The sequence below is a fragment of the Glycomyces sp. MUSA5-2 genome (assembly GCF_037034145.1).
GTDB classification, from domain to species: Bacteria; Actinomycetota; Actinomycetes; order Mycobacteriales; family Micromonosporaceae; genus Glycomyces; species Glycomyces artemisiae.
The window spans coordinates 157,995-176,899 of the sequence record NZ_JBAGKG010000006.1; the positions used below are offsets into that span (position 1 = coordinate 157,995).

The 18,905-nt window shown below is 70.2% G+C and carries 20 protein-coding genes; 6 read left to right on the top strand and 14 right to left on the bottom strand.

Going from position 1 to position 18,905, the window contains the following annotated elements; all coding sequences use genetic code 11:
* Nucleotides 1-221: 221 nt before the first annotated feature.
* Genes WA640_RS19660 through WA640_RS19720 form a run of 13 tightly spaced genes read right to left on the bottom strand, consistent with a single transcriptional unit; the run spans nucleotide 222 to nucleotide 11,107 of the window.
* Entirely contained in the window at nucleotides 222-878 is a 657-nt protein-coding gene (locus WA640_RS19660) for a prepilin peptidase (protein WP_335989873.1), read from the bottom strand.
* On the bottom strand, nucleotides 875-3,544 hold the full coding sequence (locus WA640_RS19665; RefSeq protein ID WP_335989875.1) for a LysM peptidoglycan-binding domain-containing protein: 2,670 nt from the start codon (nucleotides 3,542-3,544) through the stop codon (nucleotides 875-877). Before WA640_RS19665 ends, WA640_RS19660 begins: the two co-directional genes overlap by 4 nt.
* The gene (locus WA640_RS19670) at nucleotides 3,541-4,029 is read right to left on the bottom strand and encodes a pilus assembly protein TadG-related protein (protein WP_335989877.1); all 489 of its coding nucleotides are present in this window, start codon (nucleotides 4,027-4,029) and stop codon (nucleotides 3,541-3,543) included. Before WA640_RS19670 ends, WA640_RS19665 begins: the two co-directional genes overlap by 4 nt.
* Entirely contained in the window at nucleotides 4,026-4,460 is a 435-nt protein-coding gene (locus WA640_RS19675) for a TadE/TadG family type IV pilus assembly protein (protein ID WP_335989879.1), read from the bottom strand. Before WA640_RS19675 ends, WA640_RS19670 begins: the two co-directional genes overlap by 4 nt.
* Before the next feature lie 3 nt (nucleotides 4,461-4,463).
* Entirely contained in the window at nucleotides 4,464-4,976 is a 513-nt protein-coding gene (locus WA640_RS19680; protein ID WP_335989881.1) for a hypothetical protein, read from the bottom strand.
* Nucleotides 4,977-4,986: 10 nt separating this feature from the next.
* The gene (locus WA640_RS19685) at nucleotides 4,987-5,178 is read right to left on the bottom strand and encodes a hypothetical protein (RefSeq protein ID WP_335989883.1); all 192 of its coding nucleotides are present in this window, start codon (nucleotides 5,176-5,178) and stop codon (nucleotides 4,987-4,989) included.
* A 50-nt stretch (nucleotides 5,179-5,228) separates the two neighbouring features.
* On the bottom strand, nucleotides 5,229-6,086 hold the full coding sequence (locus WA640_RS19690; RefSeq protein ID WP_335989885.1) for a type II secretion system F family protein: 858 nt from the start codon (nucleotides 6,084-6,086) through the stop codon (nucleotides 5,229-5,231).
* Nucleotides 6,083-6,931: a type II secretion system F family protein gene (locus WA640_RS19695; protein WP_335990307.1), complete on the bottom strand. Its 849-nt coding sequence runs from the start codon at nucleotides 6,929-6,931 to the stop codon at nucleotides 6,083-6,085. Before WA640_RS19695 ends, WA640_RS19690 begins: the two co-directional genes overlap by 4 nt.
* A 2-nt stretch (nucleotides 6,932-6,933) precedes the next feature.
* Nucleotides 6,934-8,232, bottom strand: coding sequence for a CpaF family protein (locus WA640_RS19700; protein ID WP_335989887.1), 1,299 nt, complete (start codon nucleotides 8,230-8,232; stop codon nucleotides 6,934-6,936).
* Entirely contained in the window at nucleotides 8,229-9,017 is a 789-nt protein-coding gene (locus tag WA640_RS19705) for a hypothetical protein (RefSeq protein ID WP_335989889.1), read from the bottom strand. Before WA640_RS19705 ends, WA640_RS19700 begins: the two co-directional genes overlap by 4 nt.
* 1 nt (nucleotide 9,018) lies before the next feature.
* Nucleotides 9,019-9,654 (bottom strand): SAF domain-containing protein, encoded by a 636-nt coding sequence (locus tag WA640_RS19710; RefSeq protein ID WP_335989891.1) that lies wholly within the window; start codon nucleotides 9,652-9,654, stop codon nucleotides 9,019-9,021.
* Between the two features lie 23 nt (nucleotides 9,655-9,677).
* A complete protein-coding gene (locus WA640_RS19715) occupies nucleotides 9,678-10,565 on the bottom strand; it encodes a hypothetical protein (RefSeq protein WP_335989892.1) in 888 nt (295 codons plus the stop codon).
* Nucleotides 10,547-11,107 carry a hypothetical protein gene (locus tag WA640_RS19720; RefSeq protein ID WP_335989894.1) on the bottom strand — a complete coding sequence of 187 codons (561 nt, stop codon included), beginning with the start codon at nucleotides 11,105-11,107 and terminating at the stop codon, nucleotides 10,547-10,549. Before WA640_RS19720 ends, WA640_RS19715 begins: the two co-directional genes overlap by 19 nt.
* A 223-nt stretch (nucleotides 11,108-11,330) precedes the next feature.
* Between WA640_RS19720 and WA640_RS19725 the strand changes: the two genes are divergently transcribed.
* Both WA640_RS19725 and fxlM read left to right on the top strand, forming a co-directional pair.
* Nucleotides 11,331-12,341 carry an IclR family transcriptional regulator domain-containing protein gene (locus WA640_RS19725; RefSeq protein WP_335989898.1) on the top strand — a complete coding sequence of 337 codons (1,011 nt, stop codon included), beginning with the start codon at nucleotides 11,331-11,333 and terminating at the stop codon, nucleotides 12,339-12,341.
* Nucleotides 12,342-12,408: 67 nt separating this feature from the next.
* The gene (fxlM, locus tag WA640_RS19730; RefSeq protein WP_335989901.1) at nucleotides 12,409-13,983 is read left to right on the top strand and encodes a methyltransferase, FxLD system; all 1,575 of its coding nucleotides are present in this window, start codon (nucleotides 12,409-12,411) and stop codon (nucleotides 13,981-13,983) included.
* A gap of 26 nt (nucleotides 13,984-14,009) precedes the next feature.
* Here fxlM and WA640_RS19735 read toward each other — a convergent pair whose 3' ends face one another.
* Nucleotides 14,010-16,175, bottom strand: coding sequence for a hypothetical protein (locus WA640_RS19735; RefSeq protein ID WP_335989904.1), 2,166 nt, complete (start codon nucleotides 16,173-16,175; stop codon nucleotides 14,010-14,012).
* A 282-nt stretch (nucleotides 16,176-16,457) separates the two neighbouring features.
* Here WA640_RS19735 and WA640_RS19740 point away from each other — a divergent pair, with 282 nt between their 5' ends.
* From WA640_RS19740 to WA640_RS19755, 4 genes are all read left to right on the top strand, one after another.
* The gene (locus tag WA640_RS19740; protein ID WP_335989906.1) at nucleotides 16,458-16,712 is read left to right on the top strand and encodes a hypothetical protein; all 255 of its coding nucleotides are present in this window, start codon (nucleotides 16,458-16,460) and stop codon (nucleotides 16,710-16,712) included.
* Between the two features lie 132 nt (nucleotides 16,713-16,844).
* A complete protein-coding gene (locus WA640_RS19745) occupies nucleotides 16,845-17,537 on the top strand; it encodes a hypothetical protein (RefSeq protein ID WP_335989908.1) in 693 nt (230 codons plus the stop codon).
* Between the two features lie 15 nt (nucleotides 17,538-17,552).
* Nucleotides 17,553-17,954, top strand: a complete 402-nt coding sequence (locus tag WA640_RS19750) for an Imm10 family immunity protein (RefSeq protein WP_335989910.1) — start codon at nucleotides 17,553-17,555, stop codon at nucleotides 17,952-17,954.
* A 9-nt stretch (nucleotides 17,955-17,963) separates the two neighbouring features.
* Nucleotides 17,964-18,365: an Imm10 family immunity protein gene (locus WA640_RS19755; protein WP_335989911.1), complete on the top strand. Its 402-nt coding sequence runs from the start codon at nucleotides 17,964-17,966 to the stop codon at nucleotides 18,363-18,365.
* Nucleotides 18,366-18,905 lie beyond the last annotated feature (540 nt).

The window sequence follows — 18,905 nt, forward strand, 5'->3', positions numbered from 1 at the left end:
TCCACCCTGCCGACGCCGGCCCGCCACCTGCATGACTCCGCCAGCAGCGATCGTCGCTCCCCTCGCGCACGTCCGTGGCGGAGGCGCCAATCGGCGCCTCCGCCGGACGTGCGCAGTCGCTGCACCCGGTAGGCCCCTGGCCGCTACAGCCGGGAGGAGGGCCCTTTCTCCTCGCCTCGTTAGTCCACTATGGATTGAATGGTGATGTGTCTTCCGGGAGCTCAGGTGGCGAGTGTGAGTGCTTCGAGGAGCCACCACGCTGAGAGGAAGGCGGGTCCGAGCGGGATCCGGGCGCCTTTCGTGCGGTACCGGATCTTATGGGCGAGGGCCAGCAGGCATGCGGCGAAGGTCGCCGCCAGGACGCCGAGCCACGCGGCTGCCCAGGAATACCATCCCAGGTAGAGGGCGATAACAGTGAGCAGGGTGACATCCCCGAGTCCGAACAAGCCTCGGACGAAGTACCAGAACCCGGCGGCGACCGACCCGGTGACGAGAGCCGAGCCCAGTGCGCTCCAGGCGTGCGACCAGGTGCCGTGGGAGAAGGCGTCGATGCTGAAGGCCAGTGCCGCTGCAGCGGCGAGCAGACCGGTGAGCGGCAGGGGGAGCTGGCGGGCGCGGATGTCGATGAAGGCGAGGACCGGTGTGGCCGCGGCGGCGGCGATCAGGGCGATCGATGCCGGCCGCAGCGCGCTGGTGTGTGTGACGGCGAGGGCGGCAGCGCCAGCGATGGCCATCATCATGGCGGCCGTGACGTGCCGTTGCCGCGCGGTGAGGTCGGGGGCGAACCGCCCACCGGCCAGGGCCGATTCGAACGCGAATGCATATGGCCCCAGCACGAGGACGGCCAGAGCTGCGAGCAGGGCGAGGGCGGCGGTCATGGCGTTGCCGGCTCGTTGGCGCCGAGGATGCGGGCGCGGGCGCGGTGGTGCTCAGCGCGGGCCCGGTCGCCGTGCTCGGCGTAGTGGTCGGCCAGCTTCTGTGCGGCGCGGGCGGCGGCGGCGCGGTACTGCGCGCGCAGCTGGTCGACCTGGGGAGTGTGGAGGTCCGGTGCCAGGTCGTCGGTGTAGAGGCGCACCACTTGTTCCAGTTGCGCGGCGGCGTGCTTGGGATCGGTGGCCAGTGCTGCGGCTTGCTCGGCGCTGTCGAAGGCGTCGCGGTCGGTGGTGAAGACCGCCGGATCGAGTTCGTAACGGTCGGTGTGCTTGTCCCAGTGGTAGATCGGTGATTCGGTGCCGAGGGCCTGTTGCAGGTTGCCGCGCAGTGATGAGCCGATCGTGTTGAGGTTCGAGCGGGCCCGTGTTGGATCATCGTGGTCGGGCAGAACGGCGTGCAGGAGGTCGGCTCTGCTGACCGACCCGTCGGCGAGGGCGAGGGCGGCCAGGAAGGCCTTGGCGCGCCGCCCCTTTTTGAAGGCGACTGTTTGATCGCCGATGTAGACCTCTGGAGGCCCGAACAGGCACAGGCGTGCGATGGGCCCGGCCGGATCGGCCGCTGCTGTAGGTGCGCTGTCCGAAGGGATGGGTGCACGACTGCCGGGGGTGGCCTGGACGTCGCCGGGGACGGTGTGCCCGGGCTCGGTCGGGCCATGGGCGGCGGTCCCCGCGCCAGCGGGTGCCGGGTCCTCAGGGGGTGCGGCGGTGGTGTCGGTTTCTTTGAGGCTTTGCAGCAGGCTGACGGTAGTGTCGCGATCGGCGATGTGCAGGATGCCGAGGTCCGCGGCGCTCGCCGGAGCGTTTTCGATCGTGCCGTCGCCGGCCACCCGGACCGTGGCCGGCTCCCATTCGCCCAGGATGATCGCCCCGTGCCCGTCGGTGGACAGGAACTGCGGGAGCGAAGCCGGGTCGGCGGGAGTCACTTCGGTGTCGGCGCACACGAGCAGGACGTCGCCTGGTGCCTGGTGCCCGGCGAGGGCGCCGTCGATGTCCGCCGTCAGGGTCACGCACCTGGGCAGGTGCGTCTCGTCGAGGTCGAGGCGGAGGTTCGCGGCCTGCGTGAGGCGCACTTCGGCGCCGGCGCTGGCGGCGGCGATGATCGCGGCTCTGGCGACCCCGTGCTGGCCGGGTCCGAGCAGACCGATCCCGTCGGCGGCCAACTGCCGCACCGCAACCGGGCCGCGCTCGGCCTCGGATTCGGGCTCGTCGGGATCGGCCATGGCGGGTCCGGGTCCTGCTGGTGCGGCGATGAGCTTGCGGTGCTCGGCTTCGATGCGCGCTTCGAGATCGGACAGCCGGCCGGTCCAGGCCGCATCGGGTTCGATCCGGTCGCTGCCGTGATCGGCCGGAGCGCGCCGGCGCTTCAGCCGCAGCGCGATCGCGGCGATGGTCGCTGCGGCCAGGCAGGTGCCGCCGGTCAGCCAGATGCCGAACGGGACGGCATCGAGCACGCCCGTGCGCTCCTCCTCGGCCGCCTCCCGCGTGCTGTCCTCATCCGCTCCGGGGTCCGGCTCGGGGTCGGGCGGGGGCGGTTCGGTGTCGGCGTGCTCATCTGGTCCGGTATCGACCGGACCGTCGTCCCCGTCGCCCGGGACCGGCGGTTCCCCTTCCGGTTCCGCTGCCGGTGCCGGTTGGAGGTCAGGTTCGACAGGGATGCGGATCTGCCAGCCGTCGACGATGACATCTGCGTCGTCCAGGGTCCGGCCATCGGCTTGCACCCGATCATCATTGGCCTCGAAGATCTCTCCGTACCGGGACGCGTCACCGAGGTACTCCTCGGCATAGCCCGACAGGGTCTCATCGGGGTCGACGGTCTCGGTGATGAATCCGTCGTCGTCGGGCTCCATGTCGGCGGCGGTCGTGTGGGCGGGGATGCGCAGGACCCAACCCGGCTTGATGTCGTCCTGGTCGGTGAAGGTCTCACCGTCGGCAAAGACGGTGCCTTTGTTGGCCTCCCAGATCAGCGGCCACAGCGTGGGGTCGTGGTAGTGGATGCCGGCGATCGTCCACAGGTCCTGGCCCTGCCGCACAGTATGCACCGTCGCACCGCTGTCAAGATCGGGACTGCCGCCGGTGACCGGCGTCGCGGCTGCCGCCGTTTCGGCCTCGGCCGGCGCGGCCTCAGTCGTCGTCCAGACTAGGGGCCGGGCCGTCGGCGCATCTGTTTCGGCGTCGGCACCGGTTTCGAGGCCGGCACTCGTCTGCGCCGGGGCCGCGGGGGCGGCCAGCGCGCTGGTGGCGGGCAGGGCGGTGGCGACCGTGCCGATGAGCGCTCCGGCGAGCCATCGGGCCGGAGAGGCCGAATCGCGCAGCGTCTCCGGGCGCATCCCCCACCGCAGATAGTGGACGAGAGCGGCGATGACCGTGCACGCCAGCCAGACCCAGACCAGCCATCCGGCCCACGCCAGGGCGATGGCGAGGAATTCGGACTCGTGGAGGTGCGGGTAGGCCAGCGCATCCCGGTCCGGCACCGGTGGCGGCCATCCGAACCCGGAGGCCAGAGCTACCGGCACGCCGGCGAGCAGGACACCCAGGCCCAGCCCGGCGACGGCGCCCCATGCCATCCGCGCGCCGAACGACGGGCCCGTGGTGGATGTGGCAATGCGGGTCATGGCGGACTCCCTGTGCTCGGGCCAGCCGCGGCGTCCTCCCCCTGGTTGGGGGCCGCGGTCGCAGTGGCGGTGAACGGAATTGACGACACCCCGACGAAGGTGAGGACCTGCGTCGGGTGGGTGTCTCGAATAGTCACGGTGACCTCGGCGACCGTCGCCGAGACGGTGCCGGAGTGCCCCGTTGCACCCAGCCAGGCGCTGGCCGCCGCCTGTGCGGCAGCGGGATCGAGCCGGACGATGCCGTTGGTGCGCAGGAACTCCACATCAAGTTCGGCCGCGCCAGCGCGGGCGGCCTCGGCAGCGGCCGTCTGCGCGCGGGCTTTCGCCGCGACGGTGAGCCCGGCGTCGGCGACCAGCCCGAGCACGGCCACGAGCGCGAAGAACATGACCACCACGACGCCCGTCGCCCATCCGGCACTGGCCCGGTGCTGCGATCCGTCACAGCCACCAGTGACCAGGAGCGGGAGCGGCTCAGTGGGAGTCATGGCGCACCTCGCCAGGCGTCGACCGGCGAGAGGGCGGTCGAGATCAGCTCCTGCGGCGGCCAGACTGGAGACTCAACGTCAACCGTGCAGGTGAGCGTGGCGGTGACAGTCCCGCCTGGCGCGAGGTCGCCTGAGAGGTGCACCGAGTACGCCGTGCACCGGTCGCCCAAGCTCGCCTCGACCGCTGCCGCCGCGGCGCTCTGGGCCTCGCCCATGGTGAGCTCGAGGCTGGCGGCCCGGGCTGCCGCGTGCGCCGCCCCGTCGGTCGCGATCCGGTCGAACACGATCTGGCCGGCCCCAAAGATGACGAGCGCCATGAAACCCACCAGCGGCGACAACAGGACCACCTCGACTATCCCCGACCCGGCATGGCGATGCAGGCGATGCTCCATGCCCGGCGGCGGCGCCAGCAGTATCCCGGCGGCGGACACGACTCAACCGCCTTCCCCGGTCGGGACGAACCGCTCGACCGGGCCGGTCGCCGAAGCCGTGACGCCCCACCAGTTCGGGACCGGGATGACCCCGGGCGCGTGCCCGGTGACCGTGACAGTGACCGTCTCGGCGCCGCGGTCGACGGTGATGCTGGCATCCTCCAACGACCCGCCGGCGTTGATCCCCAGTGATGCCGCGCCGGTGGCGGCCCCTGAGCTGGCCGAGCCGTCCTCGGTCCGTGCGGTAGCGAGCGCAGTCTGCGCGGCGGCCGCGGCAACATGGTGGGCGTGGGCCCAGATCCCCAGCTGGATGCCGAACCACAGCAAGAGGAACACGGCGAACACCGCGATGACGGATTCGGCCACGCCGGCGCCGCGGTTCCAGACCGGCCCCCGCAGCAGCGGCAGCGGCTCGGAATCGATGGCGATGGCGCCCTGCCGATGTCCCCGGGCCGGGGCGCGGAACCTGCGCTGCGCCGTGCGTACTCGCAAGAGGTCATGGAATGCGGTGCTCATGGCCTGGCGCCTAGAACGCGATCCCGGACGCTTTGGCGACCACGGCGCCCGCGATGGCCGTGGCGGCGGCGATCGCAGCGGCGACCATGATCGCGGTCCACGAGACCTCGTCGGACATCCCGCCCTGGCCGCCGTCCTCGCGGGCGGCACTGGCGAGATCGGCCATGTGGCAGCGGATCCATTCGAAATATGCGTGGTACATGTCATCCCCCGATGGTGCGTTCTCTCTCGTAGTTCTTCCTTGGTCGCGGCTTACAGTCCTGTCAGGACGGAGGTGATGGCGGGGTAGCCGATCAGCAGGAGGAAACTGGTGGCGAGCGCGACGACGGGCAGGCTCATCCGCTCGGTGGCGATGTTGGCTTTCGTCTCGAGCTCGGCGAGACGGGCCAGGCGCAGGGCGCGGGCGCGGTCGGCCAGCGAGGTGCCGATGCGGGCGCCGGATTCGCCGGCGAGGCCGGCGGTGGCGCCGAGCTGTTCGAACGCGGCGACACCGACGCGCTCCCCGAGGTCGGCCAGGGCGTCCCAGGGGGACTGTCCCAGGATCGCCGCCCGGTCGAGCGCGGCGCGGATGGCCGCGAACACCGGGCCGTGCCCTGCGGCGGCCGCCTTGCGCAGCGCCGATTCGATCCCCGCGCCCGAGGACAGGCGCATCGCGGCCAGCCCGAGGTAGGTTGCCAGGCCCCTGCGGTATTCATCGCGCGCGTCGTTCGCCGCGGCGCGCAGGTGCGCGCAGGTCAACTGGTAGGCGATGAGTCCGGCGAACGCGCTGAGCCCGGCCGCAGGCACCAGCACGCCCCCCATGCCAACAGCAGCGAGCAGTCCGGCCCCGATGAGCGGGACCGCGACGGCGGCGATGACGGTGCGCACCAGGCGCTGGCGGAAGAGCGCCGGGGGCAGTCCGATCGCGGCGAGGTCGGTGCGCATCCGCGGCGGTGGCCACCTGTGGTCCTCGACCCGCTCATCACCGGCGGCGCCAGTGACCGGGGTGTGGTCGGTGACTGAGGCGAGCGCGGCCGCGGCTCGGGGACGGGCGGGGCGCAGGACCAGGACGGCCCCGGCAGCTCCGAGCCCGAAGATGATGCCGAGCACGGCGGCGAGCAGCAGGTTCATGACTGGGCCTCCTCGATTTCGGCCGGTCGCAGGAAGCTCGGTGGCTGCGGTTCGTGGGCGAGGCGGAACAGCGACCACAGGCCCAGGGCCGCGATCGCGAATACGACCGCGAGCATCACTTGCCCGGCGGCGCTGTTATACGGCTCCAGGTACGAGGAGCCGAAGGCGATCAGCAGCGTCGTCATGATGACGATGACCGTGGTGATCAGCCGTGCGGCGGTATGGATCCGGGCGCGGGCCGCGCGGATGCGCAGGATCCGCCCGGCCTCTTCCCGCGCTTCTTCGGCCAGCCGGGTCAGGACCTGTGCAAGATTTCCGGCGCTGGTCCTGGCCTCCAGTTGCGCGATGACCGCATCGTCGACGATCGCTTCGTTTGCGGCGGCAGCGAAGTCCAGCAGCGCCGATTTCAGGGACGCACCGGCGCGGAGGTGCTGCGCCATCGCCTGGATCTCCGGGCGCAGTCCCGGGGGGACGCGGCGGGCCGAGGCGACGATGGTCGCCTCCAGGCCTGTGGCCGCGACCAGGTTGTCGCGCAGCGATTCGACCCAGGCCGCTGCCGCGTCGATGCGGGCGATCGCCGCCGTGAACTCGCGGGCCCCGCCGAAGATGGTGGGCGCGAACCATGCCAGCAGGGCCGCGGCGGCGGCCGCGACCGGCCACCTGGTCGCGGTGAACACTGCCGCCGCGAGGATCGCGGTCAGGGCCAGACGCCGCCACGGCACGACCCGTCCAGGAGGGGTGTCAGTGTCTTCGTCGGCCGGAGGTGCGGGGCGGCGGGCGGCCAGGACCGCGCCGGTGACGGCGAGCCCGAAGGCGGCGCCCAGGAATGCGGTAGCGGCGTCCATGGTCACCACCCGGCCAGTTCCGGCCGGACCCAGCCGTGCTCGAGCAGCCGCTCGGCACGAGCCTGGGAGGGCATGGTGCGGAACAGGACCCGCCCGTCCCGGCCCTCTTCCCACAACTCGTTCGAGGCCACCTGCGTGCCCTCGGCGCCGCGGACTTCACGGATCGAGGAGATGTACCGGCCGCGGGAGGGCGTATGGCGGATCTGGACGATGAAGTCCAGGCCCTCGGCGATCTTCTCGGCCGCGGCCTCCGGGTCGAGACCCCCGTCGCGCGCGAAACTCTTGATCTTCGAGAACACGCCCTGGCTGGAGGAGGTGTGCATGGTGCACAGACTCCCGTCGGTGCCGGTCGACATCGCCTCCAGCATGACCCGGACCTCACCGCCCCTGACCTCGCCGACGATGATCCGATCCGGAGACATGCGCAGCGCCTCCCGGAACAGGCGGGAGGCCGAGACCTCCCCGGCGCCTTCGATGTTCGGCTCGCGCGTCTCGAAACTGACCACCTGGGAGTGGCGGGAGTCGCGGTGCAGGCCGAGCTCGCGGGCGTCCTCGATGGTGATGAGCCGCTCCTGGGCCGGCAGCAGCCCGGCGAGGGCACCCAGCAGTGTGGTCTTGCCCGACCGGAACGGTCCGCTGATGATCATGTTGCACCGGGCCGCGACCGCCGCCTCCAAGAACGCGGCGATATCGGCGCCGAACATTCTCGCTGCCCGCAGCTCGGCGAGGCTGACCTCGACGAGGCGGTGCCGGCGGATGGAGACGGTCGGCCGGTCCGAGACGCCCAGGGTCGCATGCAACCGTGACCCGTCCGGTAGCTGGTAGTTCACGGTTGGCGATGCGGCGTCGAAGCGGCGCTCGCCGTCAGTGCCGCCGGCGGCGACGATGGCGCGGACCAGGTCGACGAGGTCGGCATCGGAGGTCGCGACCGGTGCGGCCGCCTCCCGGACGTCGCCGGCGCGCACCACGGTGATGTTGTCGCACCCGATACACCAGATGTCCTCAATGGATTCATCGGCGAGGAGGGGGGCGAAGGCCCCCAGGCCGGACAGTCGCGCTTCGACTGCTTGGCGCAGCCGCCGCTGCCCGGCCGCATCGACCGGCGACCGGCCCGCGCGCAGCAGGTCCTGGCTGTGCTGCTGGACGACCTGTTCGGCAGCGTTGGCGATCGCCGCGGGCCGCTCGCCTGGCCCGGGTGCGGGACGCGCGGCCAGGACCTCCCGGGCCGCGGCGCACAAGGCCTCCACGGTGGCGGTCTCGTCGGCGGCGTCGACGCTGAGGGCGGGTGCGGTGGTGGTCATGACAGCTCCTTCGTGTCCGCGGCTCCGGCGGTGAGCGCCAGGGGCGGGCCGGTGAGGGCCTTGGCGTGGACGGCGGCGGCGAGGCGGTGCCAGGCGCCGAGGGCGCGCTTGCCGCGCCACCCGAGCGGGTCGGGCGAGACCGGCCGGATCCGGCCGACCGGTCCGGCGACGGGGATCTCCACCCCGGCCGCCCGCAGCAGGTCGGTTGCCTTGTCGACCGTGTAGGTCCCCGGGGCGAGGGCGATGATGGCCCGGTTCGCGATGGGGCCGGCCAGGGAGCCCGCCAATGCGTCGAGGCGCGCGCGCAGGTGCGCGAGCCCTTCGAGGTCGGCGCGCGCCACCAGGACGGTGCAGTCGGCGGCGGCCAGCAGGGCCCAGGTCGGGGCATGCGGGTCGAGGCGCCCGGCATCGGCCACGACCCACCCGTCCGGGGCCGCAAGGGCCTTCGATCCGGGCGCGGCCAGCACGGCCAGGGCCGGGGCGACCTCGGCCCCGCCCAAGGAGGCGCACACGACCTCGACGGTGCGGCCCGCCACCGCAATGGCCTGTGTTCCCGCGTCCAGGGCCGCAGGCCCGGGCTGCTCGGCGGCGGCTGCAGCTCCGCCGGCTTCGGCCAGGCCGGGGCGGACCGACAGGTCCCAGCGGGCCGCGAGGTCCCCTCCGGCCGGGTCGCATTCGACCACGACCGGCACGACCTCGGCCTCGGGCCAGCATGCGGCGAGCCCGAGTGCGGTGGTCGTCGCGCCCTGCGCGGCGGCGAGTTCGGCGACGGCGATCAGTCCCATGTCAGTTCCCTCCACTCGGGGCGGTGAGCGCGGTGATGACGACCATGAGCGAGGCCGGATCGGCCCCGGCGAGCCCGGCGGCATCGGTCGCGGCCAACGACAGCGACACCAGCGCCCCGCCACCGCCCTCGGGGACAGCGAGATCGAGCGCGACCGCGCCCGCCTGCCACGGCGCTCCCGCCGCATTGACGCCCATGACGGTGACCGGCAGACCCGCTTCCAGCGCGGTCGGCCACCGGCCATCGGCAAGGAGCACGGTGGCGGTGACCTTGCCTGCTTCCGGCAGGGACGCGTCGCCGAGCACTTGCTCGGTGATGAGCGCGCCCTCGGTCACCGGCACCGACACGACCTTGCCCACCACGGCGCTGCCCCGGTCGGCGTCCATCGCGCCGAGCGCGGCGACATCGGCCGCGGCCACTTCGCGCTGGTCCAGGTCGGCGTCGGTGACCATGTGCCCGGCCGGCATCGCCTGCCGGGCGATGAGCACCTCGGTGCGTTCCTCAGCGTTGGTGAACGCCACCGTCGAGAACAGCGCGGCCGACCCCAGCGCCGCCAGGATGCAGGCGATCAGCGCGACCGTGCGCCTGGGCGGGCGACGCCGTTTCGGCGCGGTGCCCTTGGGCTGCTTGGCATTCACGATTCCCCCCGTTGCCATCGGTATCAGCGCTCCCCGAGCGCTTGCGACTCCAGGACCGGCCAGGCGGTGTCACTGGCCGTGGTCATGTCCGGCTCGGTGTCTGAATCGAGCTCGCCCTCGGCATCGGTCACGACCCATGTCACCCGCCAGGTGACCGTCGCCGTCACCGCCAGCGCGTCCGAACTTGGTTGGAGGTAGGTGTGCGAGCACTCCGAGGCCGCCTTCGGGTCGGTGCCGCGTTTCCACTCGACGCCGCGGCCCGTGCAATCGACTGTGGACCCGTCGCCCATGTCCCAGGAGACGGCGACCGGTGTGGCGGTGGCGGTGGCGGTCATGTCGCCCGCGGCGGCCTCGGCCACGCGCACCGACCAGGTCGCCTCCTCGACCCACAGCCACGTCGGCAACCGCACCAGCTGCTGACTTTCGGGACTGGCCCCGATCTGTGGCTGCAAGAGCACGAGCCGGTCGACCGCGCGCTGGGCGAGCACCTCGGTGGAGATGCCGACCTGGCCGTCGGCGCCGAGCTCGACCCACTCCGCGGACTGGATGCTCGATCCGGACTCCATCGTGCAGTTCTCGATCACCAGGACCGACTGGTCGCTCGGCCGCGGGCCGGCCAGCGGATGCGAATCCACATCATCGACGACCGACGACGTGCAGTCGCTCAGCGCATCCGTCCCGGTGCCCGAACCGCCCCCCGCGGGCGGTTCGGCGCCGTCGTCAACACCCGGGTCAGCCCCGGTGCCGCCGTCGCCGCCAGCGTCGCCCGGGTCCTCGGCCTCGACCTCGCACCAGTCGTCGTCGTCCGAGCAGGTGGGACCGAAATCGGCCCCAGCCGGGTGGTCGGCGAGGAGTACGAGGGCCAGGGCGGCTGCCGCGGCGGGGAGGACGGCTAGTCGTCGGGGACGCATGATCCGACCTCCTGGATCGCCAGGACCGTGATGATCCACATGCCTGCGATGAGTTCGACTCTGGCTTGGACTTCCTGGGGGCCGTACGACTCGCCAGCGACCGGTTCGCCGTCCTGATTCAGGGTCTGCATGCCGCTGGTGTCCGCGCAGTCGCGGACGATGACCTGGGTGAGGTCGTCGCCGATGACGGCGTCCTTGACCGAGGGATTGAGGCCGACAGTGCCGATCATGCGGTTCCCGTTCTCGAAGGCTTCGGACTCGATGGCGACGGCATACTCCAGCGCCTGATCGGCGCTGATGGCGTCGAACTCGCTGTAGTCGCCGTCGGGTGCTGCGGCGGCGGCGGTCAGGGTGTCCCAGTACCGGGTGTAGGCGGCGATCGCCGCCGCTTCGGGGTCCTCGATCGCTTCGGGCGGTACGGGAGCGGCCGACGCCGAGGAGGCGTCATCGGTGGGGGTCGACGCGTCGTCTGAAGCGGCGTCGGTGCAGGCGGCTGCCGCGAGCACGACGCTGACCAGGGCCGCGAGCCTTGCGGCTAGCACATTTTGCTGCGTATCATGAGAGTTCACAAAAACGATCGTGTCAGATGACTGTCAGTAACCGCTAGGTCGGAAAGCCTCGCGCGATTCCAGCTCCGCTAGAAAAATCTCGACCTTTACGCCTTCGAGAACGTTCCTGAGTCGTCCGGTACCCGATCACCGACACCGCCTGTATCGGGGGACACAGGACATGGATACGCACGAAGATCCGAATCGGCAATGGCCCGTGCAGACGTCAGAACGGACCCTGCGCATCCTCCAGACCGTCCTTGAGCACCCCGGGCGCACCACCAAGCAGTTGCGGCGGATCCTCACCGAGGCCGGAGCGACCATGTCCGACCAGACCCTGCGCACCCACCTCAAATCCCTCGCCGCCGGGGGCTGGATCCTCCGCGACCCGTTCGGCAGCCACAATCCCGGCCCCACCGTCGCCGGAGGATCGGCCGAGCTCATCCGAGGGTTCCAAAGCGTCCTCGAACACCTCCGGCAGGCCCCCGACGGACTGACGCCGACCGAACTCGCCGAGCACGTCGGCATCGACCCCCACCAGGCCTGGTCCGCGATCGGCATCGGTACCGAGTTCCACTGCATCGCCGAGACCGGCCCCGGAACCGGCAGATACCGCATCGACGCCGACGGACTCATGCTGCCGCCATGCACCGCCAGCGACGAGGTCCTCGATGGCATCATCGAGGAGTACGTCGAAGCATCCGGGCACGATGCCGCGCTCGTCCGCATCTCGCGCGAGCACGGGCTCATCCTCTCCCACTTCCGACCCGCACCCGAGGGCGATTCGCTCCTGCCCGCCGTCACGGCCGATGCCGCCCATGCCACCTCGGGCGGCCAAGCGGTCCTGGCGCACCTCGATTCGTTCCAGCGCCGCCGCTACCTCGCCCGACACGGACTGCACCCGTTCACGCCACAGACCCCGACCACCATTGACGACCTCGAGCAGCGACTGGTCGACAAGCCCGGCCACCTGTTCATCGCTGAGGCCCAGTTCAACGAAGTCGGCGCGTGCATGGCAATCCTGGTCCACAACGGGCCCAGGACCGACCACCCGGTCGCGCTGACCACCTCGGTCTACCGTGACCAGCTCCACCGCAAGCGAGACGCGCTCGAAGCGCCCTTGCGCCGCGCCGCGACCGCACTCCTCGCGGTCATCGACGGCCCGCTTCCACTGCCCGCCACGGAGGCCGCGCCGACAGCCAACGCACTCCCGGGCGCCGTCGGATAGCGCGGCGGCCATCCGCGCCCGCAACCGGCGGATTGCAATGCAAGGACTGTCGGACCAGTATGGGATCGTGGCGGCCGTGACCGACGACGACAACCGCGCGACCGCGCTCCGCACCGCCATGGTCGACCGGATCGAACACGGCTTCCCGCACCTGACCGCTCCGACACTGCAAGTGGTGCGGCGAGTGCCCCGCCACGCCTTCGTCCCCGAGGTCGATCTGGCGACGGCCTATATCGACGACGCGGTCGTCACCCGCAGGGACGAGTCCGGGAGGTCGCTGTCGTCGATCTCGCAGCCCTCGATGGTCGCGCAGATGCTCGACATGCTCGACCTCGCGCCCGGCCACCGGGTCCTGGAGATCGGCGCCGGCACCGGCTACTGCGCCGCGCTCCTGGCCGAACTGGTCGGGCCCACCGGCCAGGTGACCACGATCGACATCGACCCGGACGTGACTGATGAGGCGCACCGGCACCTCGACGCCAACGGCTACAGCCGGGTCACGGTGACTTGTGCTGACGGGGCGCTCGGCGACGCCAATGGCGCGCCATGGGACCGGATCCTGGTGTCGGTCGGGGCCTGGGAGCCCGCACCGGAGTGGATCGCGCAGCTCGCCCCGGGCGGCCGCCTGGTCATGCCTCTGGCCCTGGGGCGGATTCAGCGAATCCTGAGCTTCGAAGCGACCGCGTACGGCCTGCGATCCAGGCAGGTGCTCGCCGGCGGGTTCCTCGCCCAGCGCGGCCGCGACGCGGGACCGCGATCGACCGCCGCCGTCGGCGAGGAGCTCCAGTTCGAAGCTGCAGGCGAGCTCCCACTCGTCCCTGCGGACATCGCGGAGATGCTCGCGGCCGAGCCGGTGCGGATCTGGACCGGTGTCGGACTGGCCTACCCCAGTCCCTACGACGGTCTCCTGGTGTACCTCACCGTGCACCATCCGGGCATGTTCACCCTCGCCGCACCGCGCACCTACCTGCCCGACGCACTGCGCGCCTGGGGCCTGGTCTACGGCATCGCACACGACGGCGCCGTGGCGCATCTGTCGCTGCGCCCCACCAACCCCGGCGACCCCGAGACCAGTCACGAGGTCGGGGTGTTCGCTTACGGGCCGGGCGCGGCGGGCCTGGCCGCACGGATCGCCGACGACGCCCGCGCATGGCAGCACCTCAGCCATGCCGACCCGGTGTTCGAGGTCTACCCGAAAGACGCCCGCATCGAAGCAGAGGGCGCCGGAGCAGTCGTGCTCGACAAGCAGCATTCGCGCATCCGCGTCAGCTGGGACGCCGACCCGGACGCCATCGAGATGCACCTGCTCGACGAACCCTTCGAGCTGATCCTCAACGGGGCGAAGACAATCGAGGTGAGATCGGCCGACCGCAAGCGCCAGGCGCTGCGGGCAGGCGACCGCATCAGGTTCACCTGCGGGGACCGGACGCTGGCGGTGCGCGTGATCGACGTCCGGCGGTACGACAGCTTCGAGTCGCTGTACGAGACCGAGGACGCAGACCGAATCAACCCGTGCCGGAGCATCGCAGCACAACTCGCCGGAATCGATGCCTTGTACGGGCCCGAGAAGCGCTCGCTCGGCGCGGTCGCGATCGAACTGCGACTTCTCGACGACCCGGACGGGCCACACTCCACCGCGTAAGAGCCGAGGACTTGTCGCGCCCGGATTTAGCCGAGCCGTTCCAGCAACTCCGCCAGGCTCGGCGCCTCGAGGATCGGGACGTCAGATTGCACGCTCGCCTCGGCGCTTGCAACCAGCCATCCGACCGACACTGAGGCGGGGGCGAGGCGAACGGCCAGGGCGGCGACTTCGGTGCCAGTGTGTGTCGTGGCGAGTCGTGAGAGCACCGCCTCCAGCCGCTCGGTACCGCCGACATGGGGCGGATCCGGTTGCTGCGGCGCCGGCACGACCTCGGTCGGCCCGGGTTTGCCGTCGCGGGCGATATTGAGTTGATGCGGGAGGCCGTCGATGGCGGCCTGCAGTGCGTCGGCGAGGTGTCGTTTCCCGAAGGCGGCGGTCAGTGTCCGGTCGGCGGCCTGCCCGGGCCGCAGGAAGGCCGCGCCCCAGCGCATGCCACTGTGCGCGGTCCCGGCAGCGGCAGGGGTGTTGCGGTCTTCGGCCCCGATGACGAGGTCGAATCCCAGACCCCACGCGAGGCGCACAGCCTGCGACACGGTCGCTGCGGCCGGCTGTTGCCAGACGAGGACGATGCGCCCGCCAGCGTGCCCTGCGGCGCGCTCGCGGGTGTGCTGGTGCACCACGTCGAGTAGGGGTGTGCCGGGCGGTGCGAGGGTGCCGCCGTCGACCAGGTCCGGGGTCGGCGCCAGGTTAGTGAGCGTGCGCAGGTCGGCGTAGTCGATCCCGGCATCGAACAGCCGGGCGGTGAGGCGATCGGACTCCGGGAGCTGGTAGCGGCGGAGTTCGGGGTCCAGCGACCACAGCTGCGGTTCATGGTCGTTGCGGGTGTCGAAGTCGAAGTTCCAGTGCCGGGCAAAGGAGTCGAGATCGGTGACGGTCACGGTGTACCCGTACCGCAGGCGCCCGGTGCGCCCGCACATGGTGCAGGTCGCGGACGGGCGGGATCCGGTGCCGCCGCATGCGTCGCAGAGCGGATCGGCGTGCCCGGTGAGCGTGTCGATGCACTCGCACGGCACCCAGGTGGTGCCGGTCTCGCACTGGAGGCACACGCGCTCGGGGATCGGGCGGCCGCGCCAGGCGGGCGGCGGTGGTGCATCGGCGGGAGTCCACGTCGGCACTATGGTGCGGCGGATCTGACCGGTCGCCGTCTCGGTGAAGCGCTCGACGGCGTCGGCGGTGTCGAGTCTGGTGTAGTGCCACGTGCCCGCGCGTCGGATCGCGAGTGCCCCGGTGTCCTCGCCGGCGAGGGTCGCGAGCTGTGCGGCGATCACCTCCGTATCGCTTCGAGTGTCTCCGGGCACCGGTTGGAGGTGCGCGGGGTCGATGAAGGCGGCGGGAGCGGGACGGGAGGGATCGACCTCATCGAACGCTCTGCGCAGCAGGACGACAGGGTCGGCGGCCGTGAGGGCGGCATCGAGCGTCGCGTGCAGCACCGGCCCCGGGTCGGGGAACGGGAGATCGTCGGTGGGCACGGCGAAGACCACGGTCCATGCCGGTCTGTCCTGCCCTGTCGCGCCGGAGGCTGGAAACCGGCAGCAACGCAGGTCCACGTGCACCAGGTCCGCGACCCGGGCCAGCGTGGAGAGGCGATCAGGCGCGGCGGTGCGGCTTGCGGCGGCCTGGGTGGTGAAGAAGTGCCGGTGGCGAGTGAGCGTCTGGGCGCGGGCCAGCGCGATGGCTTCGAATTCGAGGCGCCGCGCGTGCGGCACCTCCGGTGCCCAGGTGTTCGGCAGCGGCAGGTTCTTGCGGTACAGGTCCGCTGTGGCGTGTCGTCGGTCAAGCTCGCCGCCAACGGCGGCGACGAGTCGGTCGACGACGGCGCTGGCAGGGAGCTCCCAGTGCTGGATTCGGCCAGGAGAAGTCTCGTGGGGGACGGGGGTGAGGGCGCCGGGGATGAGGGTCTCGGAGGCGATCGCACCGGTGTCCAGGTTGACGGCGGTGTAGACGACCTGCGGGCGAATCGCTCCGGCGCCGGAGCATGCGTTGCACGTCAACGTGTGCGTTCCGGAGCCGTTGCAGACGCGGCAGTCGGGGAAGGCCAGCGCCGTCGCGACTGGGGAGCTGGTGCCGGCATCTTCGATGAGGTGCTCGCCGGTGGTCCGGGTGCAGGAGCAGCGAATCAGGATAGAGCCGGTCCCGTCGCAGCCGACGCAGGACACATGTGTGTCGGGGCCGTGCTGGGCGGGGGTTTCCATGGCGGCACACTCGCTGTCGTTGTCAGAGGCGGGATGATCGCCGGGACCGGGCAGCCAGGTCCTCCTGGCAGCTTTCGGACTGGATGCGTCGACCGTGCCGCTGGTGTGCGCTGGCGTATCGGCGGCGGCGCTGGTGTCGAGCAGGGCGCGGCGGTGATCATGCGGCGTGCCAACGATAGCGTGCCGCCTTCATCACGGGGCCGCGGATGTGAGCTGGTGTCGTAGGATCGCGGGGACGTTGCCCCTCGCCTTGGGGGGCCGGTGTGAGAGGAGCTCCTTCGCATGGCGAGCCGGGACGAAATTCAGGCGATGATCCTCCAAGTGAAGGAGGGCATCGAGCAGGCCAACGTGGCCGCTGCTGCTGCCATGGAAGCCTGCCGGCAGAGCGCCGATGAAGAAGGCGGCAAGGGGCACGAGGGCATCGCCTCGCTGTACCGGACCGGGAGTGAGGCCATGGAGAAAGTCTCGGCGGCGCTGCAAGGAGCGTCGACTGAGGCCGACGAGGCCCAGAACTGGGTGGCGCAGACGCAAGGGTAATCGCGGCGATTTCGACGATCCCGCAGGGACGGACGACGTCCGGACCTGCGGCACACCCCGCGGCGGCCCAAGCGCCGCGGGGCGCGACTGCCTACGTGTATCGCGCCCCTACCCCCAGAAAGCAGCCCCTGCGTGACCTCCAACGACGACATCCTCCAGCAGATCAGGCAAGCGCTGGACCAAATCGACACCATTCTGCTCCAATCCGCTGCAGCAGAAATTGAGTGCGAATCCAACGCCCAGGACGCAACGGCGAACGGGCACGAGGGGATCGCTGGCTACTACTTTGCGGCAAAGGAGAGTCTCGAGCGGGCGCGAGCAGCAGCCAGCAGCGCCGAGCTGGAAGCGCGAACGGCCGAACTGCACGTCGAACGCACCCGCGGCCACGGTGCTGGCTCCGATTCGAGTGGAGCCGCAAACTTCGGGGGCGTCGCCCCGCCACGACCTACTGACCAGATCCGTGACAAGAAGCGCAAGCCGGGGCACTTCGCGCACGTCCGGGTCGCTGATAGCAGTGGCAAGACCCTCTACGACTACGACATCGAGAGCGGGAACCAGACGGGCCAGGAAAAAGCGCTTGGGCGGCGTAAAGGGGCAAGTGCCTCTCACACGGAGAACCGATCGGTCCGCATGCACGGCAGCGCCCACCCGGAAATGAACGATGACCCGTTCTTCAATACCCATCCGATTCCACCCGGCTCTCGGGTAGAAATCGCAGGCACCCGACCACCGTGTCCACAATGCAAGAATGCCATGAAACGCCTGATGCAGGACCGACAAGCTAACGTGATATACAAGTGGGGCTACGATGAGACCTGGCCGTAACGAGGGGCGGAGCTAATGGAGTTCAGCGCAGCGGAAGTCGATTTCGCAGTCGAAGACCGAGTGGCGCAGTTGTTCCTTGCCGAAGCGGATGACGAGGGCCACACGGTCGACATCCAGTCGAGCCTTGATGCCCCGGACGAGTCTGATGTGCGGACTGGAATGGACACCTACTACATCTCCCTCGACGAAGAAGAAGCCGTATACGGCGGCATCCGCCGATGCGTGATGACCCGGGAGACGATCACACTGACGTTCTCCGAACAAGCTGCTGCCACGTTCGGTACTGATCAGGTCGAGGTTCGGTTCAGCCTTCCCGGTGAGGATATTTCTAGACTTGCCACGCATCTGCGCCTGCTGTTCACCTCAGGACGGTCCGCAGAGCACCCGGAACTCGATCTCAGCGGCGACGGCGAGTAGCGCGACGCAATGGAGTTCGCAGCCGAGGATGTCGCCTGCATGCTGGCGGACGGGGTCGCAATCCTGGGTATGGGGGAAACCGGCGACGGCGGGCACAGTGTCATGCTGCAAGGCTCGCTCAGGGAGGTTGCAGACTCCGAACGCGAAATGGGGTGGGACACCTACCATGTGTCCATTGACGAGGACGAGTCCTGCTACGGCGGCATCCTGCTGTGCACGATGACCAGTGAATCGATCCAATTCAACTTCTCTGCCGAGGCTGCCGAAGCCCTCGGAGTAGATGGGCTGCGGCTTGACCTCGCGCTCCAGACGAAGGAGCTCGCGAACATCGCCGCCTACCTCCGTCTCATCCTCACGTCAGGCCGGGAGAACGAGCATCCCGAGCTGCGCCTCGCAGAATTCGGTGAGTGATCCGCTGCTCGACTGGACAATCGGCCTGACCGGGGCCAGGGTAAGGCTCTCATTATTTTCGATGACATCGCCACCGCTCTGGTCGGTAGAACACCTACTAGATTTCTCTCGACGAAGTCGGGACGTGTACTGCGGAATCCGTCGATGCGCGAGGACTCAGGAGTCGATCACACTGATGCTTACCGAACAAGCAGCTCCCATGCTTGGCCCCGACGCCGAACTGCATGTCCCAGTGGTCGAAGAGGAGCCTCCAGTACCGCTGACTCTATGGGTGCGCGTCGCAGGAGCGGATGGCCAGACGAGGAGCGCCAACGGTCCAGGAGAGCTTGCCCACATCACAGTCGCCGAAACAACACTCCAGCCACAATGGTGACACTCCGTCCAGAGCGTGTGCGCCATAGGGAAAACGGCGGTTGACAGGCTGAGCCGTGATTGGTACATAGAGACGGTTCGAACGGCCGCTTGTATCCATCGAGCCTCTCAGTTCGGCGGTAGGAAGCCAGTCGGGCGCCCTTTGGCGTGGCCGGACAGCATTCCTCT

Bases quoted from the DNA above. Each gene is read 5' to 3' on its own strand.
- WA640_RS19735 (WP_335989904.1), bottom strand. From the start codon at position 16,175: ATGGAAACCCCCGCCCAGCACGGCCCCGACACACATGTGTCCTGCGTC.
- WA640_RS19740 (WP_335989906.1), top strand. From the start codon at position 16,458: ATGGCGAGCCGGGACGAAATTCAGGCGATGATCCTCCAAGTGAAGGAG.
- WA640_RS19690 (WP_335989885.1), bottom strand. From the start codon at position 6,086: ATGAACCTGCTGCTCGCCGCCGTGCTCGGCATCATCTTCGGGCTCGGA.
- WA640_RS19705 (WP_335989889.1), bottom strand. From the start codon at position 9,017: ATGGGACTGATCGCCGTCGCCGAACTCGCCGCCGCGCAGGGCGCGACG.
- WA640_RS19695 (WP_335990307.1), bottom strand. From the start codon at position 6,931: ATGGACGCCGCTACCGCATTCCTGGGCGCCGCCTTCGGGCTCGCCGTC.
- WA640_RS19700 (WP_335989887.1), bottom strand. From the start codon at position 8,232: ATGACCACCACCGCACCCGCCCTCAGCGTCGACGCCGCCGACGAGACC.
- WA640_RS19715 (WP_335989892.1), bottom strand. From the start codon at position 10,565: ATGCGTCCCCGACGACTAGCCGTCCTCCCCGCCGCGGCAGCCGCCCTG.
- WA640_RS19750 (WP_335989910.1), top strand. From the start codon at position 17,553: ATGGAGTTCAGCGCAGCGGAAGTCGATTTCGCAGTCGAAGACCGAGTG.
- WA640_RS19680 (WP_335989881.1), bottom strand. From the start codon at position 4,976: ATGAGCACCGCATTCCATGACCTCTTGCGAGTACGCACGGCGCAGCGC.
- WA640_RS19660 (WP_335989873.1), bottom strand. From the start codon at position 878: ATGACCGCCGCCCTCGCCCTGCTCGCAGCTCTGGCCGTCCTCGTGCTG.
- WA640_RS19755 (WP_335989911.1), top strand. From the start codon at position 17,964: ATGGAGTTCGCAGCCGAGGATGTCGCCTGCATGCTGGCGGACGGGGTC.
- WA640_RS19670 (WP_335989877.1), bottom strand. From the start codon at position 4,029: ATGACTCCCACTGAGCCGCTCCCGCTCCTGGTCACTGGTGGCTGTGAC.
- WA640_RS19685 (WP_335989883.1), bottom strand. From the start codon at position 5,178: ATGTACCACGCATATTTCGAATGGATCCGCTGCCACATGGCCGATCTC.
- WA640_RS19665 (WP_335989875.1), bottom strand. From the start codon at position 3,544: ATGACCCGCATTGCCACATCCACCACGGGCCCGTCGTTCGGCGCGCGG.